Genomic DNA, 16,983 nt, shown 5'->3' with positions numbered 1-16,983 from the left:
ACATGAAGGGAATACTAAAGCACCGTCATCCTCGTGTCCAGCAATCTTTTTTGGGTGGGCCTGATAACCGCCCCGCTCCTAACTCAAAGCTTCAACTGACTCAAGACGGGTTGGCCGATTATTTACGGGCTGATCGTATTAAGTTGTTGTATTTTAAGACTTGGGTCCTAAAAGGTTTCCGCTACATCGCGGTCACGGCGACCGCTGGGGAAACGCGTGGGGTAATCTTGGGCGGCGGCACGGGCAGGCGCAACCGGAACGCGCCGGGAAGCAGGCGATGCTCGGGTTCGGGGGGTATCGTGCGCGACAAGGGCAGGGTGCGGCCATCGGTCGTGGGGATCTGGACATCGCCCATCGGCATGGTCTTGAACGTCTCGACCGTGGCCTGGGGGTCAGGCCCGGAGCACGTGACTTCGATCGATAATGGTGCCGGGACGAGGGCCTGTATTCGTCGTGCCTGATGGCCGGACGGAGTCCGCTTACTGTTTTTGCGGACTACTTGGTGTGATGGGCCGCCGAATCGCCCCGGACACACGCGCTCCCGGGTCTCCGGCGGCCCTGGCCGTCCTAGGACTTGTGGTAGGAAACGATGCGTTCGACCTCGTTGCGCGAGCCTAGGATGACCGGGACGCGCTGATGCAGTCCGCTTGGTTGGATATCCATGATGCGCTCGCGACCGGTGGAGCTTAAGCCTCCGGCCTGCTCGACGATGAACGACATGGGATTCGCTTCATACATGAGGCGCAGCTTGCCGGCCTTCTTCGGGTCCTTGGTGTCCTTCGGATACATGAATATCCCCCCGCGGATCAGGATGCGGTGCACCTCGGCGACCATGGAGGCCACCCAGCGCATGTTGAAGTTCTCACCGCGCGGCCCTTCCTTGCCCTGTAGGCATTCCTGGACATAGCGCTGGACCGGCTCTTCCCAGAACCGCTCGTTGGAGGCGTTGATGGCAAACTCATGGGTGTCGGGCGTGATGCGCACATCCCGGTGCGTGAGCAGAAATTCGCCGACGTCGCGATCGAGAGTAAAACCGTTCACCCCCTGGCCTGTGGTGAGCATGATCATGGTCGAGGGCCCGTAGAGGGCGTAGCCTGCCGCCACCTGCTTTGTGCCCGGCTGCAGGAAGTGGGCGGCAGTGGGTTCGCTTACACCTTCCGGGCAGCGCAGGATCGAGAAGATGGTTCCGACCGATATATTGACGTCGATATTCGAAGAGCCGTCCAAGGGGTCGAAGACTAGGAGATACTTGCCGCGTGGGAACTGGCTTGGTATCAGAAAGATGTCTTCCATCTCCTCCGAGGCCATGGCCGCGAGATGTCCGGCCCATTCATTCGAGCGCAGCATAACGTCGTTGGTGATGACATCGAGCTTCTTCTGGGTTTCGCCCTGGATGTTTTCGCTGCCGGCGGAGCCCAAGACCCCCATGAGATCACCCTTGTTGACAGTGTTCGAAATGACCTTGATGGCAGTCACGATGTCGTTCAAGAGTGATGTGAAATCACCGGTCGCGCCTACCACCCGGCGTTGCTCTTCAATGATGAATTGGGTAAGCGTAGTACCTGTATGCATGTAAACGATCCTTGGAAGATGACATGACGATGCGAGAGGGATAAGCCCACCGCGCCCGGGACTGCGGACCGGGAACCGGTCATTATACATCGATCCGACGGATTTGTGCTCCGTCGCCTTAATGCGGACATGACCGTTTACCGGCCGTCGGTCGCCGGAAGATATCGGCGCCGGGGTACGCGTCATGCCATCCAGCGTCGCAGACCACTGGGCGCTGCGCCGCTTTGTGCCGTCACGTCGGCCGCGACCCGGCGGCCACCGGTGCCCCGAGCGGGCGGCGCAGGGCGAGCGCGGTGGCCGCGCCCCGGGTCTCGACCCCCATCTTTAGAAAGATATGCTCGAGATGCTTGTTCACGGTCCGTGGGGACATGCCGAGGATGTCGGCGATGTCGGCATTGGTCTTGCCGTAGGCGACCCATACGAGCACCTCGGCTTCGCGATCACTCAACGCGAAGTCTCGCGCCAAGACCTGCTGCGCGTGCGCGGGGTCCTCCTCGCGCATGAGCAGCAGGGCGGCATGGCCGCTGCGCCCAAGCCAACTCACATAAAGCGCGCGGTCCCCTCGGCGGCGCATGAGCGGGGTCGCGGGGATGCCTGATTCGCCAAGGGTGGCGAGCCAGCCGGCGAGGTCAGGGCCTGTGATGCCGTAGGCGGCAAGCCACGCGCGCGCCTCAGACGTGGCGCACACCAGGGTGCCGCCATGCGGGTCGACTGCGATCGGCAGCTGGCCGCAACGCACGAGCGCCTCGCGTGCCAATGCCAGTGAGCGCGACGCTCCGAGGTGCGCGGCGATGCGCGCCTTCACGACGTCCGGGTGGGCGGGCTTGGTGACATAGTCGACCGCGCCGAGACTCAGTCCCTGGACGATCTGTTCGGGTTCGCCGAGCGCGGTCATGAAGATCACCGGAATGGATTCGTAGGCGGGTGTGGCCTTCAAGCGCCGGCAGGTCTCGAACCCGTCTAACACCGGCATCAGGGCGTCGAGCAAGATGAGGTCGGGGCGCGTCAGCGCGAGCCGGTCGAGGGCCTCCTGGCCATCCATGGCCACCAGCACGCGGTAGCCGGCGGCCGACAGGGCATCGGTGAGAAACGCGAGGTTCGGGACGTGGTCGTCGACGACCAGGACGGTGGCATCAGGGGACGTCATGGATGAGAGTCTCCAGGTAGGTGGTGATCTCGCGCATACGAAAGTCGCCGGCGAGTGCCAGTAGATGGTCAGCGAACGGCTGGTAGCGGGGATCGCGCGCGACGAGCGCCTCGAGATGTCCGGTGACGCCCTTGACGTAGCCCTGGCGCGCCTGCTCCATGAGGGTCGCCACATCGCGGGGGTCCGGTGCCACCACCGGCGCCGGATCGGGGGAGGGTGTGGCGGTCGAGGGCGCCACGGCCGTGGCGGACTTAAGGGTTGCACGCGCGACGCTCATGCCCGCAGGTGTCGGACGTGAAGGGCCATAGAGGCGTACCCGGAAGGTCACGCCGTGTGCGCTACTCTCCACATGGATGTCGCCACCCATCATTTCCACCAGCATCTTAGTGATGGTAAGCCCAAGCCCGCAGCCTCCTGGGCCTGTCGTGGCACCCGGTCCACGAAAGAATGGCTGGAAGATGGCGTCCATGGCCTCAGCGGGAAGCCCGGGCCCGGTGTCGGTAACGGCCAGATGCAGCAGCTGATGACGATAGCAGGCGCGGACCGTCACACCGCCCGCAGTGGTGAACTTCAGGGCATTGGCGATGAGATTGAAGAGGATCTGGCGCAAGCGCCGTTCATCGCCGTGGATCACAGCCGGCAGGGGTCCGTCGAGGGCGAGGGTGAGGGTGAGCCCGCGACGATCGGCCTCGGCACGGAAGGTATCCAGCGCGCTGCTCAGCAGGTCCGCGATGGCCACGTCATGGCGCTCTAGGGTCACGCGCCCTGACTCGATGCGTGCCACATCGAGGATGTCCTCGATCAGTTGGCGCAGGTGCATGCCGCTGCCGTGCATGATCGCGAGCGCGCGCTGCTCGGGGGGCATGAGCCCAGGGTGTTGCCGGAGGATCTCGATATAGCCAAGCAGGCTGTTCAGGGGCGTGCGCAGTTCGTGGCTCATGTGGGATATGAAGCGCTGCTTGGCGCGATTGGCATCATCCAGGGCGCGGTAGGCGGCCTTGAGGCGCTCATGGGTGGCGGCGTGTTGGGCGATCTCCTGCTCGAGCAGGGCGTTGTGGCGTTGACTCTCGTCTTCGGCGCGTTGGCGGCCCTCGAGGGTCAATACCCACCACCACGATCCAAGCCCCAAGGCCACGGCGAACGCCGCGAAGGCCTTGACGGCGAACGCCGCGAGGGCTGGCTGCAAGGCCACGGCCGACAGCTGCCCTTGGTAGTAGAGTGTGCCAAGGATGGCAGCCGCCACAAAAAGCGCGCCTGTAAACGCCACCAAAAAATGGGCAAGCCGCGAGCCGAACCCATCGGCGGTGATCCCCGGAAAGAGGGGCGCAAGCCACGCTGCCAGCTGTTTGCGGGCGTGTCCGCGAGGCTTGCAGGCGTCATGGCAGCGCGATTCAAGCGTGCAGCATAGCGAACAGATCGCGCCTTCATAGGAGGGGCACGCGGCCATGTCCTCGGGGGCAAATGACGTCTCACACAGCACACACACGCCAGCGGCCGCCTGCGCCGGCCGAGCACGATAGTAGCGGCCACCGGTGGCGGCACTGATGGCAGGCGACAGCACGAACGCCGCGGTCAGTGCCACCGCCGGCGAGAATGCGGCGGCGAGCGCCCCCCATGCCCCGCTGTAGGCCGCGAGACCCAAAAGTGCGCCGCCCACGGTCGCCCCCACACCCACCGGGTTGATGTCGTAGAGATAGGCGCGGCGGAACTCGATCCCCGCAGGACTCAAGCCAAGCGGCTTATTGACGACGAGGTCTGCGACCAGCGCCCCGATCCAGGCGGCCACGAAGCCCGCGAACAGGTCGAGCACATGGACCAGGGCCGCGAATACGCGCAGCTCCATGAGCAGGAGCGCGATCAGGACATTGAAGATGAGCCACACCACGCGTCCGGGATGGGTATGGGTCAGGCGCGAGAAGAAGTTCGACCACGCGAGCGATCCGGCATAGGCGTTGGTAACGTTGATTTTGAGCTGCGACAGGATCACGAACATGACGGTCGCGGCGAGCGCCAGCGCCCCTGGGCCGAAGGCCGCGCGGTAGGCGCTGAGATACATGGCGGTGGGTCGATCGGCTGTGGCCGGATCGACGCCGCGGTGGATGAGCCAGAACGCGAGTAGCGCGCCGGCCAATTGCTTGAGTACGCCGGGCACGATCCACCCGGCACCCGTGGTCACCACGGTCGTCCACCAGGCGCGCCGCCGGCCAGGCCGCGGCGCCGGCATGAAGCGTAGATAGTCAGCCTGCTCGCCGATCTGGGCCATGAGCGACAGGCATACGCTCACGCCGGCCCCGAACAGGAGCGGCGTAAATTTCTCGGCGTGGGCGCGGCCACCATAGTGCGTGAAGGCCGCGAGTATGTGTGTATCGTGCAGCACAAAGATCAGGGGGATCGCCATCAAGATCAGCCACGCGGGCTGGGTGTAGGCCTGCAGCCGACTTATGGCGCTGATGCCGTGGGTCACAAAGGGGATGACAAAAAGTGCGCTGACCACCGCCGCGTAGGTGAAAGGCAGGTCGAACGCCATACGTAGCGCGAACGCCATGATGCTTGCCTCGAGCGCAAAGAAGATGAACGTAAACGAGGCGTAGATGAGCGAAGTAACCGTCGAGCCGAGGTAGCCAAAGCCGGCGCCGCGGGTCAAAAGGTCGATGTCGACATTATAGCGGGCGCAGTAATAGGCGATGGGCAGCCCGGTCAGAAAGATCAGGAGGCCACTTGTGAGGATCGCCCACAGGGCGTTCACGAAGCCGTAGTGGATGACGAGCGCCCCGCCTATGGCCTCGAGCACCAGAAACGAGACGGCGCCGAAGGCGGTATTGCCTACCGCGAAGGCCGACCATTTGCGGAAGGTCGCCGGGGCATAGCGCAGCGCGTAGTCCTCGAGGGTCTCGTTGGCCGCCCAGGTGTTGTAGTCGCGGCGGGTCTTGACGAGGCGCAGTGGGATGCCCTGGTCCATACATATCCTCTCGAAGCAAAGCGAGGCGGCTCGCCCGAAGGCGTGAGCGCCGGCCGGAAGGCCCGTGTCCGCTGATCCCTAGCACGCCTCGTGCCAGCTCGTCTGGGCGCAGCAATGCCCCCAATGGGCGCCGCCCGGGCCCTTAGGATGGCTCCCTTTTGGTGCGCGTGCACCAGGCTGTGTCGTACGTCATCCAACGTATTTCGGTACTCGGCCCATTGTCATTCAATGATCCCGACAAGACCCCATACCCGGAGGAACACTATGATTGAGACCCTGATCTCCGTCGACCTGACCCGCGCGCCCCACGACCAGGATGGCGTGATCCATAATCGTTGGCATCCCGACCTGCCAATGGTCGCCAAGGTCAAGCCCGGCGACAGCTTTCGTGTCGAATGCCTTGACTGGACGGGCGGTCAGATCGGCAACAACGATCACGCCCGCGACGTCCGCGACGTCGATCTCACGCGTGTCCACTATCTGAGTGGGCCGATCGCCGTCGACGGCGCCGAGCCAGGCGATCTGCTCGTGGTCGATATCCTGGATGTGGGCGTGATCCAGGGGTCGGCGTGGGGTTTTACCGGGCTTTTCGCGCGCGAGAATGGCGGGGGTTTCCTGGTGGATCACTACCCCGAGGCGCGCAAGGCCTGCTGGGACTTCAATGGCATCTATACCCGTTCGCGGCACATTCCGGGCGTGGAGTTCGCCGGCATCATGCACCCGGGGTTGATTGGCTGCCTGCCTTCGCCGGAGCTTTTGAAGACCTGGAATACGCGCGAGGCCGCGCTCGTGGCCAAGGATCCGGAACGCGTGCCGCCGCTTGCGCTCCTGCCGCTTGCACAGTCGGCGCTCATGGGGCGCATGGCGCCTGAGGCCGCCAAGAAGGCAGCCGCTGAGGCGGCACGCACGATCCCGCCACGCGAGCACGGCGGCAACTGCGACATCAAAAATCTTACCAAGGGATCGAAGGTGTACTTCCCCGTGTATGTGCCGGGCGCGGGGCTGTCCATGGGCGACATCCATTTCTCACAGGGCGACGGCGAGATCACATTCTGCGGGGCGATCGAGATGGCGGGCTATCTCGATCTGCGCGTGGGGCTCATCAAAGACGGCATGAAGAAGTATGCCGTGACCAGTCCGATCTTCAAACCAAGCCCGCTCGAACCGCGCTATCGCGACTACCTCATCTTCGAGGGCATATCGGTCGACGAAGGGGGCGGTCAGCATTATCTCGACGCGCATGTGGCCTACCGCCGGGCATGTCTCAACGCCATCGAATACTTGAAGAATTTCGGGTACTCGGGCGAGCAGGCCTACGCGATCCTCGGGACTGCTCCGGTGGAGGGGCACATAAGCGGCATCGTCGACATCCCCAATGCCTGCGCGACCTTGTGGCTGCCCACCGAGATCTTCGATTTCGACATCAAGCCCGAGGCCTCGGGTCCGCGACCGCAGGTCACGGGCGTGGGCGCGCTGGCAAAACCCTGAGGATAGACGCATGCCCCTTTACGACTACCAGTGTCCGGCCTGCGGGGCCTTCGAGGCGTATGCGGCCATGGGCGCGCGCGAGCGTCCACGACCGTGCCCGCGCTGCGCGCAGCTATCGCCGCGCATACCGTCGGGTGCACACCTTGCGCGCGCCGATCTCGCGCTGTTGGCGCGTGAGGAGCGCTGCCGTCATGAGCCAATAGCCCGTACCCACAAGACCCCCACGCCACGAGCCGGTGCCGCCCGCGGCCGGCCGTGGATGCTGGGTCATTGATCGTTTCATCACCTGAGAGGACCACCATGGCCACCGTCAATCCTTCGCTAACACCGTCTCGGCGACGTTACGGGAAACTCGTCAATAACCCCATGCTCGAGGACTATTCCCTGCGCTATGCCCCACGCGCGTTCCGGCGCTGGTCCGAATATTCGGTAGCCACCGCCGCCCTGGGCGGCATCTCCTATCTCGCCGACCAGGCGATCGGCGGGTCGATCACCATAGGCTACGGCTTCACCAATGCCGTGTGGGCTATCCTGGCGGCCGCGCTGGTGATTTTCCTGACCGGTATCCCGATCGCCTATCACTCCGCCAAGTACAACATCGACATGGATCTACTCACCCGCGGCGCAGGTTTTGGTTATCTCGGGTCGACCCTGACCTCGCTCATCTATGCCTCTTTTACGTTCATATTTTTCGCCCTCGAAGGCTCGATCATGGCGCAGGCCTTCGCTTTGTACTTCGGTCTGCCGTTGCCCATCGGCTATGCCGTGGCCTCGCTTTTGATCATCCCGCTCGTGGTGTTTGGCATGACGTTGTTATCTAAGCTTCAGGTATGGACACAGCCGGTGTGGCTTACGCTCATGATCCTGCCGCTTTTTGCCGTGCTCACCCGCGACCCTGCGGCGGTGGCGCAGTGGACGCATTTTGCCGGCCATTCGGCGAGCGGCGCGGGCTTCAATCCCTTGCTGTTTGGCACCGCCGCGGGCGTAGTGTTGTCGCTCATAGCCCAGATCGGCGAGCAGGTCGATTACCTGCGCTTCATGCCCGAGAAGACCGAGAAGACCAAGCGCCGCTGGTGGTTGGCGGTAATCCTGGCCGGCCCCGGCTGGGTATTGCTTGGCGCGAGCAAGCAGCTCATGGGGTCGTTCTTCACATCGGTCGCCTTTCATAACGGCACCGCGCTTGCCAAGGCCAATGAGCCGATCCAGATGTATGTGCATGGCTACCATGACCTGTTCGCCACGGGCGGTGTGGCGCTGGGCCTAGCGACATTTTTCGTGATCCTCTCGCAGATCAAGATCAACGTCACCAACGCCTATTCGGGTTCGCTGTCGTGGTCGAACTTCTTCTCGCGCGTCATGCATGCCCATCCGGGGCGCGTCGTATGGATCTTCTTGAATGTCGGGATCTCGCTCACGCTGATGGAGATGGGAGTGTTTTCCTTCCTCCTGAAGGTGTTGGGTTTTTACTCCAATGTCGCTATCGCCTGGATCGGGGCCGTGGTCGCGGACCTTGTGATCAATAAGCCGATCCTAAAGCTCAGCCCATCATATATCGAGTTCAAGCGCGCCCACCTCTATAACTTCAATCCCGTCGGTTTCGGGGCCATGATCATCGCCTCGGTGGTCTCGATCGCCGCGTTCTTCGATCTCTTGGGTCCTGTGGCGCAGGCGTTTTCGACCTTCCTGGCGCTTGGCATCGCGTTTGTGATGTCGCCGATCCTGGCGATCCTCACCAAGGGCAAGTACTACATCGCCCGTGCCCCGCACTATCATGCCGGCACCCATCACGACACGGTGGCATGCAGTGCCTGCGGCTTCGAGTTCGAAAAGGAGGACATGGCCTGCTGCCCGCACAACAAAGGCGCGATCTGCTCTTTGTGCTGCAGTCTGGACACCACTTGCAAGGATATGTGCAAGACGGCGATTGCCGGGGTGGCAGTGGCGACCGAGCCGTCTATTTGCCATTAAAAGCCGGTGTGGCCCCCAGGGGATTCGGGCCGTAAAGACAGCGATCTTACGCGCGCCCGCTTCATGCGGGCGCGTTGTCGGATATCGGCCCTGGGTGGCGAATTGTTTGATGCTAGAGGATGGGGTGGCCTGGGGCTGGCGGGCGACGCAGACGCAGACGCTTGTGGCAGGCGAGGGCGGAGAATAGAGTGACTACAGGAACGTGTATGGGCCGTGAACATTGCCATGGGAATATCGCGGCGGTGATCGCCCTGCCCGCCGCGGCCGTCCTGTATGGGCGCAATGACTGCGGCTCGGCGAAGGTCTTTGGGCGTACTGAAACCCCATGGCGGGATGCGCCCCAGGCCCCTATTTGGGGCAGGTTGCGCCGTCCGCCGCCGGCGCATCGTAGTCCGCGATTTCTCGCAGTGGCGTAAGACCGAGGGCCGCCATTTTATAGGCGCATCAGGCGGCCCGTTTGCGGTTGCTGGGATCCGTAAGGTATGGCCAAGCGAGATGGGGCGCGGCCTTATCATGGGCATGGCCAACGCCGTGAGGGCGCCCTTCTCAACGGCCTGCCGCCGGTCGCAGACTTCGAGGCGCTATGGGGCCTCGGGTATTCAGCGAGACCATCTGATGCATCAGCACGCGCGTCGATTTATGCGTATAGGAGGCCTATCCCGTCGGGGCGTGGTCCATAATCCCTAGGCAGGTTCGGAACTCGTGGGCCAAGTGCCCCGGATAGGGCCCGCGCGAAGGCTGGGCTTGGCCGCTGTGCGGGGGGCACGGATTTTGGGCTACCATTAAAAGGGGGTCGCGGCGATCGTCGTGGGCGGCGGGCGCGACCCATAACCCAGGGCCAGGGCCCTGGTGTGTGCCGCGAGACCGGGAGGCCCGATCACGCAAGGAGGTGTTTCATGGTTCGACGAGCACATCTTGGGGGCTATGTTGTCCTCACGGCCTGTGTTCTGGCGCTGGCGCCGGTGGCCGCACAGTCGCGCCTGCTGGCGCCACGCCTGGACGGCACCGTAGTGGCGGTCGTCGCCGGCGTCACACCGGGCGCACGATCAGGAGGCTATGGGGTAGCGCGCTCCGGCACAACGGCCGCGCCCTACTTGACCGACGACCACGAAGAGGAGCAGCGCCGTTACGATGAGGAGCGCCGCTACCCGGAAGGGGACGGGGAGGAGGATCAGCCGCACTATTATGCTCCGTTTTTTTATGGGGTCCCCGAGGGTGAGCGCGGCGATCGCGGCAACTTCGGAAACCGGGGGAATTTCGGCGATCGCGGCAACTTCGGAAACCGGGGGAATTTCGGCGACCGGGGTAACTTCGGGGATCGGGGGCAGCGGGGTGATCAGGGCGGGTTCGGCGACGAACGTCGATGAAGCGGGCCCATGGCCCGTATGTGTCCTCTGTGTGCGATGCGCTGATACCGTCTAGGCCCAGTGGCCGCCCGGCGGTGTTGGCCTTTGCGTCCCAAGTGCTAGGTCCCGGAGTCGATGATCGATCCGGGGCGCGCGAAGCGGGCTTGCAGCAGCAACCCCTGCGGTCTCTCCACGATTTCACCAAACCCCTTGCCCGCTAGCAACCATGGTGTTAAAGCCACGGAGGCACCGGTAGCGCCCGCACCCATGACAAGCCCTTGAAGGGGCAGTGGAAATCCTCATGTCCGGCAATGCGCGCGGCGCCCATTCCCGGAGATCCTGCGCGTCATATCCCACCGCCGGCCCCGCCTTTTTGGGGTCATGGGTCATGGACCCTATCCAGCACGCGATGGATTCGGAATGCCGTTCTTGTTGATATTGCAAGTACCTCATATACCGGAGGAATTCCTGGCACCGCGAGCGGCATGCCGGGTCCATGCGGCGTCCCCGATATATCGGCCGTGGCACATCTCGGGCGTGCCGGTGCCAAGTTACTGCGTCATCACGGGCGGCAGTCGTCAGGTGCCGCCTGCCAATGTTTCGGCTGATCCCAAGGTTCATGGGGCCATGCCCCAATAATGCCGGGATTTGTAAGGGATTAAGCGGGTGAAAGAACGCGCTATGTCTGTCGTTTTGCACCGTTTGTCCGCGGGACATTAGTCCATGGCGATAGTGTTCACACGCATAAGGGAGCCCATGAATATTCTGGAATCGGGCATGTCCTTTCTTGCAAAAGTTCTGAAAAAACATGGATATGCCGATAACGGTTACTATGTTCCTTGATCGGCATGCGGGCCCATAAAGGCGCGCCATGATGAAAAGATTCCACAATGCCCATTGTATTGGAGAAACAGATTCATCTATACTGCGCGCGCGCTCTTCGAGGCCGCAAACCGACCCGGGATGGTTTTACCCGCGGATGGGTCCGGCTGTCGATCGGAGGGCGTTTTTGATTCACCGTGAAGGAATAAAGAGGACATAATGAATATATCCGTTCGCAAGGGCTTTCTTGGGGTCACGGCGCTGTTGCTGGGCGTTACCGTGGCAATCCCGGGCGTCGCTTTGGCGGGCATGAAGATGGCGAGCCATAAGCCGGTGACGCATAAGGTGGCAGCCCACAAGGTCGTGGGCAATGCGCACGTTGAGGCGATCCAGAGGGCCCTCGATAAGTCCGGCGCCCGTCTCAAGGTCGACGGCATCCTGGGACGGGAGACCGAGACGGCGCTGCGCGTCTATCAAAAGAAACATGGCCTGAAGATGACGGGTACCGCTGACGAGGCCACCCTGAAGCTGCTCAAGGTTAAGTAAGACGTTCGAGGACCCTGGGGCGCGGCAAGACCGGGCCCCGGGGTCCTTTTTTCTGATGGGGCGCGCGCAGTGCCCGCAGCGGAAAGGCGGCCATCGCCGAGCGAGCGCCGATGGGTTGGGGTGTGCGCAACGCGCAGTCCCGGCGCTTTCCTAGGATTCGACCACGAGTTCCACGGAATGGCGTGTCTTGGGGTTACCCATGAGCAGTACCAGCGGGAGCATGATGATAAATCCCCAGAAGACGAATACGAAGGCATCGAGTATGCCGCGCATGGCGGCGTGCCGGCCCAGTATCAGGGCCAGGGTTTGCGCCGTGGCCGCCGTGGCCGGATGTCCGTGGAGTACGAGGGCGAGCATAGGTGTATAGGGGGTAATGTGGCCGCCCATCTGATTCCATGCCACCTGCGTGTATTCGCTTATGATCGTGGTGACAAGCGCAATACCCACCGACCCGCCTAGATTACGCATGAGGTTGAATATCCCCGAGCCCTCGGCGGTTTCCTGTCTCGTGAGGCTGGAGAAGGCGATGGTGAAAAGCGGGATGGAGATGAGGCCAAGCCCAAGCCCGCGAATGAAGCCTGGCCAGATCACCCAGCCCATGTCGATATGGAGGTTGTAGAACAGGGTCGGGTAGGAGCCAAAGGTCCCGAGCGCGATGCCGGCCAGCGCCACCGCGCGCGGATTGACGTTGCGGCTCAGGAGTCGGCCGGCGAGCCCCATCGAGATCATCGCCCCCACGCCCTGGGGCGCCATGACGAGCCCCGCGGTTTTGGCCTCATAGCCCATGTGCTCCTGGAGATAAAACGGCAGGATCACCATGACGCCGTACAACGCCAGGCCAAACAGACCTATCCCCATGCTGCCGAGCGCAAGCGCGCGGTTTTTCAAAAGTCGCAGATTGACAATCGGCCGATCGACCGTGAGTGACCGCCAGACGAACAGCACGAGGCTTGCGGCAGCCACCACCGTCAGCGTCCTTATGGTTTGCGAACTGAACCAGTCATCTTGATCGCCAAGGCTCAAAACCGCCTGGGTACAGCCGAGACCCACGGCCATGGCCAAAAACCCCTGCCAGTCGATCGGCCGCGGACGCGGGCTTTGGCCCCCCTCCGGGACATGCCGGATGAGCAGAAAGAGAGCGGTCAAGCCGACCGGGACGTTGACATAGAAACACCAGCGCCACGAGGCGTCGTCGGTGATATAGCCGCCGAGGATGGGACCGAGGACCGGTCCGAGCATGATACCCATGCCGAGCGTGGCCATGGCCATGCCGCGGCGTTCCGGCGGGTAGCTCGCCACCAGAATGGCCTGACCCACGGGCACCATGGACGCGCCGAGCAGTCCCTGCAGGAACCGCCAGACCACCATCTCCACGATGCTGTGGGACTGACCGGCCATGGCTGACGCGAACACGAAGCCCGCGACGCTGCCGATCATCAGGCGCCGCTGTCCGAAGCGTTCGACGAGCAGGCCGGTCATGGGCGTCACCACGACCATGGCCAGCATATAACTTGTCAGAATCCAGGTCACTTGGTCGACGTTGGCGCGCAGACCGCCCTGCATGTGAGGGAGGGCGACGTTGACGATCGTCGTGTCGAGCACGTTCATGATGATGCTCGCCATGACCGCGAAGGTGATGGCGACCATGTTCGTGGGGGTATGGGCGTTCGGCTTGTTGGGCGCCAAGGGCGGCCCTCCTTTCTCGCAAACGGGCCGAAACCGTCCTGTGCCGGCCGGGCCAACCATTTTACGATATCGTGGCTGGGCGTAAAGGGGGACTGGGGGCGGGGACGGCCGGGAATCGGCCAGGACCCCGTCGCGCCGGGGGGGCGGCGCTCGCCCGACGCGTAACGGGTTGGCTGATGTTATGGTACCAGTGACACATGATCCCGTCTTAGCGGGCCTATTTTCTGGCCCGGGCTCCCTGCGCCTTGTTCTCTGGTCTATGCTGGGAAACGGGGGAGACGTTGTGAGGAGCCGCGACTTAAGGCAAGAGGCCTGGTCACGGACACAAGTGGGGGCGTATGGGCAGACCGCGTGGACCCAAGGGGGCCTCGCAGGGATGGCGGAGCGCATGGCGCCAGCGCTTCAGGGCGATGCCGTATCGCTATGCGCTGATGGCGGCGTACTGGTTTGCGGTGGTGGCCACCGTGTTGTTTTCGGCCCTCTATGGGTGGCATTCCTGGCGCCGCTACGAAAAGACCGGCGTCGACCGGTTGATGCTTACCACCTCGTTGATTGCTATCGCCACGCACGACGACCTCGATCGCGAGGCCTCCGGCCTGCGGTTTCTCGTCCACCACCTGGCGGCGATCCATCCCTTGCGTCACCCGGCCCGGGCGCGTCGCTTGCTGAGCGAGTACCAGAAGGTCTCGCCGGAGGTCGCAAGCGCGGAGCTGATCGCGCCGGATGGGCAGGTGATCGCCTCGACGGCTGTACCCACGGGGCGGCCGCTCCCGGATTTGCGGCAGGATGCGCAGGTATGGCCGAGTCTCGAGCGCGCGCTCGCGCACCCTGGGTTATATATTCAGAGGCCGATCCGCGGGCTGCTCGCCGATCACTGGGTGATTGGCTTTAGCGACACCGTCATGGGACCCGGAGGACGGCCCCATTTTCTTGTGACCACGCCCATCCGCTTTGGCAATTTCGAGGACCTGTTCGCGCGCCTGACATTACCCTCCGGGCTTGCAGTCGGGATCCTGCGCAGCGATGATTATATCGAAGGCCGGACTCCGGTCCCGCACGGCCAACTTGCGGCCCTGCTCGACCGGTCGCAAACCGGTATCCTGACCAAGATCTTGAAGCGGCACCCGCACGCGACACGAGGGGCCTTCAGCGGCTGGGTCAGCAGCGACCGCGAATATCGCTACGGCGTGTTCGTGCGCATCGCCGACTATCCTTTGGTGGCGTTCGCAGACGTCCCGCGGGCGCTATGGGTGGCACAGTGGTGGCACCGGCAGGTCGAGATCCCCTTGATCTTCCTCATCGTGGCGCTCACTTTCAGCGGTTATGCCTACCGTCAGGTCCAGGTCCTTGCGGTGCGCTGGGAGATCGAGGCCGCGCGCCGCGCGGACTTCCTGGAGAATCTCGCTACGCACGATCCGCTCACGGGCCTTTTGAATCGCAAGGGCCTGTACCCGGTCTTGCAGCGGGCGATAGCGCGCGCCGAGCGCGAGGGGCGGCTATTGGTGGTGGGCTTTCTCGATATTGATGACTTCAAAGGCATCAACGACCGCTACGGCCACGCCGCCGGGGATGCGGTCTTGAAGACGCTCGCCAGGCGTCTGGAGCGTACGCTGCGTGGTACCGACCGCGTCGCCCGCTTAGGGGGCGACGAGTTTGTGCTCCTGATCGAGGGGCTGCGCCAGAAGGCCGATCTCGCACCCGTCGTCACGCATCTTAAGGCCGCGCTCGATGGTCCCTTTTACGCGGATCCCCGCGAGATAGCTGTCCGCGTGAGTCTCGGGGTGGCGTTCTTCCCGCTCGACGCCCTCGATGTCGAACGCCTGATCAGTCGGGCCGATCGCGCTATGTATGCGGCCAAGGAACGGGCCGCGAACGATGAGCAGGGATGGGTGCGGTTCTATACCCATGATATGCCCACCGATCCCGATGCCGGCGGCCGACCGGATGGGCGCAGCGACGATTGAGGACCGGCGTCGACCGGTCCCCGGTGCCGGTGTCGGTTTTAGGACAGCTCGTCGCGCAGGACACGCAGCCAGCGCTTCAAGGACGCGAGATCGGCAACATCGGCGAGTTCCATCTCCAGGGAGTCGGCCATGGCGCGGGTCTCTTTGATCTCGGCGGCCAGCATTTTCAGGGCATTGCGGGGGGTCAGAGACACGAGCGGGTCGACGGCAAAACGCATGCGGAAATCCGCCTCGGCGACCATGACCTCGTCTTCGAGGGCTGCAAGCTCGTGTCGCAGCGCCTTGGTATAAAGCTTCACGGCCTGTTCGTCTTCACCCGCCCATACCCCTTGCCCGGGATCGAGCTCGCGACGTAACTCGAGCAGCGGCAGGAGCCGATCGTTTTCGTAGGCATGATTGGCCCTTTGCATGAGCGCGGTCTTGTGGTCACGCTTATCCGGATCGGGCTCGCGGTCGGGATGCAGGACGCTTGCGAGTTTGCGATAAAGGGCGCGGATCGATTCATGGATGCGATGGTGTTCGGCCGCCGATGGCGCATTCCGGGTCGGCGGCCCATGGTCCCCGCCGACGTCCTCGCCCAACTGTTCGGCGGCCCAGCGCAGGATCTCCTCAATCGGGGCCTCGGGGTCGATCCCACAGTCCTCCCCGAAGGCCGCGGCCTTGCGCGCCCTCGCGGCGCGATCCTCGTAGTCGCCGCGCGCGCGGCGTTTGTAGAGGGCGCGCAATTCCGGGTCGTCACCCTCTTCGAGCAAGGAGGCGGTGCATTCCACGACCAGCATCTGGACGGCGCGTCGCTCGGTCTGCGTAAGGCCCCTCTCTTCAAGCGCCCCATCAAGGCGCTTGACAAAGCCGATACGCAGGGTGCGGCAGGTGGCGCGCAGGGGGACGAGCTCATTCGTGTATTTTTTCTGATAGGGGGCCAGCACTGCGGCCCACGCGTCGAGTGACTCGCGCGCCTCCTGAATCTTCTTTACGAGGCGATCGAAGGCCTTGTGGCCTTTCGGTAGGGGTGCGGGGTCGGGGCCGAACCCGGCGAGAGGCATCTGAAACTCGGACACGCGTCGTGCTCCTTGAACGCAGGCCGTGCCGACGCACGGCATGGGCGGACGACCGGAGTGCCCGTAGCCGTCGGATGCGGCAGGGGCTTGGTCACAGTGTGCCTTATGGTAAGGCATTTCGCGGCGCCGGTCACGACCTGCACGGCCGCGACCGGCAGGGTGGTTTGTCGGGCCGCGTTCGGGGCCCGGTACCCCGATCGGCCCACCGGGGCGGGATCGTCAAGGGGCGCCGGATCCGGCAGCCCCGAGGTCCTTTCACCAGATTCGCGCGAGAGGCCCCAGCGTTTAGGCCGGGGAGGGAAGCGCCGGTTTTGCCTCCAGACCCTTGCTTCTGTGATGGATATTGTCTGTACTGTGCCCATGAAGATGACCTTGCAAACCCGTCTTCTGCCGGCACCGGACCAGGTGGCAGCGCTGGAGGCCACAC

General features: G+C 63.5%; 13 protein-coding genes. 7 read left to right on the top strand and 6 right to left on the bottom strand.

What is annotated here, in order from left to right; genetic code table 11:
• Positions 1–181 precede the first annotated feature (181 nt).
• The 4 genes from ACYCTF_RS12160 to ACYCTF_RS12145 all read right to left on the bottom strand — a co-directional run bounded on the left by ACYCTF_RS12160 (position 182) and on the right by ACYCTF_RS12145 (position 5,678).
• Positions 182–361: a hypothetical protein gene (locus ACYCTF_RS12160; RefSeq protein ID WP_461284957.1), complete on the bottom strand. Its 180-nt coding sequence runs from the start codon at positions 359–361 to the stop codon at positions 182–184.
• 206 nt (positions 362–567) lie between these two features.
• Positions 568–1,572, bottom strand: a complete 1,005-nt coding sequence (locus ACYCTF_RS12155; RefSeq protein WP_461279151.1) for a class 1 fructose-bisphosphatase — start codon at positions 1,570–1,572, stop codon at positions 568–570.
• 232 nt (positions 1,573–1,804) lie between these two features.
• Positions 1,805–2,719: a response regulator gene (locus tag ACYCTF_RS12150; protein WP_461279149.1), complete on the bottom strand. Its 915-nt coding sequence runs from the start codon at positions 2,717–2,719 to the stop codon at positions 1,805–1,807.
• Entirely contained in the window at positions 2,706–5,678 is a 2,973-nt protein-coding gene (locus ACYCTF_RS12145; RefSeq protein ID WP_461284956.1) for an ATP-binding protein, read from the bottom strand. The genes ACYCTF_RS12150 and ACYCTF_RS12145 overlap by 14 nt, the downstream gene beginning before the upstream one ends.
• Positions 5,679–5,945: 267 nt before the next feature.
• Between ACYCTF_RS12145 and fmdA the strand changes: the two genes are divergently transcribed.
• From fmdA to ACYCTF_RS12115, 6 genes are all read left to right on the top strand, one after another.
• Positions 5,946–7,166, top strand: coding sequence for a formamidase (gene fmdA, locus ACYCTF_RS12140; RefSeq protein WP_461284959.1), 1,221 nt, complete (start codon positions 5,946–5,948; stop codon positions 7,164–7,166).
• A gap of 10 nt (positions 7,167–7,176) precedes the next feature.
• The gene (locus ACYCTF_RS12135; protein ID WP_461284955.1) at positions 7,177–7,440 is read left to right on the top strand and encodes a zinc ribbon domain-containing protein; all 264 of its coding nucleotides are present in this window, start codon (positions 7,177–7,179) and stop codon (positions 7,438–7,440) included.
• A 26-nt stretch (positions 7,441–7,466) separates the two neighbouring features.
• Positions 7,467–9,134 (top strand): purine-cytosine permease family protein, encoded by a 1,668-nt coding sequence (locus ACYCTF_RS12130; RefSeq protein ID WP_461284954.1) that lies wholly within the window; start codon positions 7,467–7,469, stop codon positions 9,132–9,134.
• Positions 9,135–9,322: 188 nt separating this feature from the next.
• On the top strand, positions 9,323–9,550 hold the full coding sequence (locus ACYCTF_RS12125) for a hypothetical protein (protein WP_461284953.1): 228 nt from the start codon (positions 9,323–9,325) through the stop codon (positions 9,548–9,550).
• Positions 9,551–10,030: 480 nt separating this feature from the next.
• Positions 10,031–10,501, top strand: coding sequence for a hypothetical protein (locus ACYCTF_RS12120; RefSeq protein WP_461284952.1), 471 nt, complete (start codon positions 10,031–10,033; stop codon positions 10,499–10,501).
• A 1,020-nt stretch (positions 10,502–11,521) separates the two neighbouring features.
• A complete protein-coding gene (locus ACYCTF_RS12115) occupies positions 11,522–11,848 on the top strand; it encodes a peptidoglycan-binding domain-containing protein (RefSeq protein ID WP_461284951.1) in 327 nt (108 codons plus the stop codon).
• 150 nt (positions 11,849–11,998) lie between these two features.
• Here ACYCTF_RS12115 and ACYCTF_RS12110 read toward each other — a convergent pair whose 3' ends face one another.
• The gene (locus tag ACYCTF_RS12110; protein WP_461284958.1) at positions 11,999–13,495 is read right to left on the bottom strand and encodes a DHA2 family efflux MFS transporter permease subunit; all 1,497 of its coding nucleotides are present in this window, start codon (positions 13,493–13,495) and stop codon (positions 11,999–12,001) included.
• Positions 13,496–13,872: 377 nt separating this feature from the next.
• On the opposite strand from ACYCTF_RS12110, the gene ACYCTF_RS12105 reads away from it, so the two are divergent.
• The gene (locus ACYCTF_RS12105) at positions 13,873–15,498 is read left to right on the top strand and encodes a diguanylate cyclase domain-containing protein (RefSeq protein WP_461284950.1); all 1,626 of its coding nucleotides are present in this window, start codon (positions 13,873–13,875) and stop codon (positions 15,496–15,498) included.
• 38 nt (positions 15,499–15,536) lie between these two features.
• On the opposite strand, the gene ACYCTF_RS12100 is transcribed toward ACYCTF_RS12105, so the two are convergent.
• A complete protein-coding gene (locus tag ACYCTF_RS12100) occupies positions 15,537–16,556 on the bottom strand; it encodes a J domain-containing protein (RefSeq protein ID WP_461284949.1) in 1,020 nt (339 codons plus the stop codon).
• Positions 16,557–16,983: the final 427 nt, after the last annotated feature.

The sequence above is a fragment of the Acidiferrobacter sp. genome (assembly GCF_054609335.1).
The sequence above is the reverse complement of the archived record's forward strand: the minus strand, read 5'-3'. Positions and strand labels throughout refer to the sequence as shown.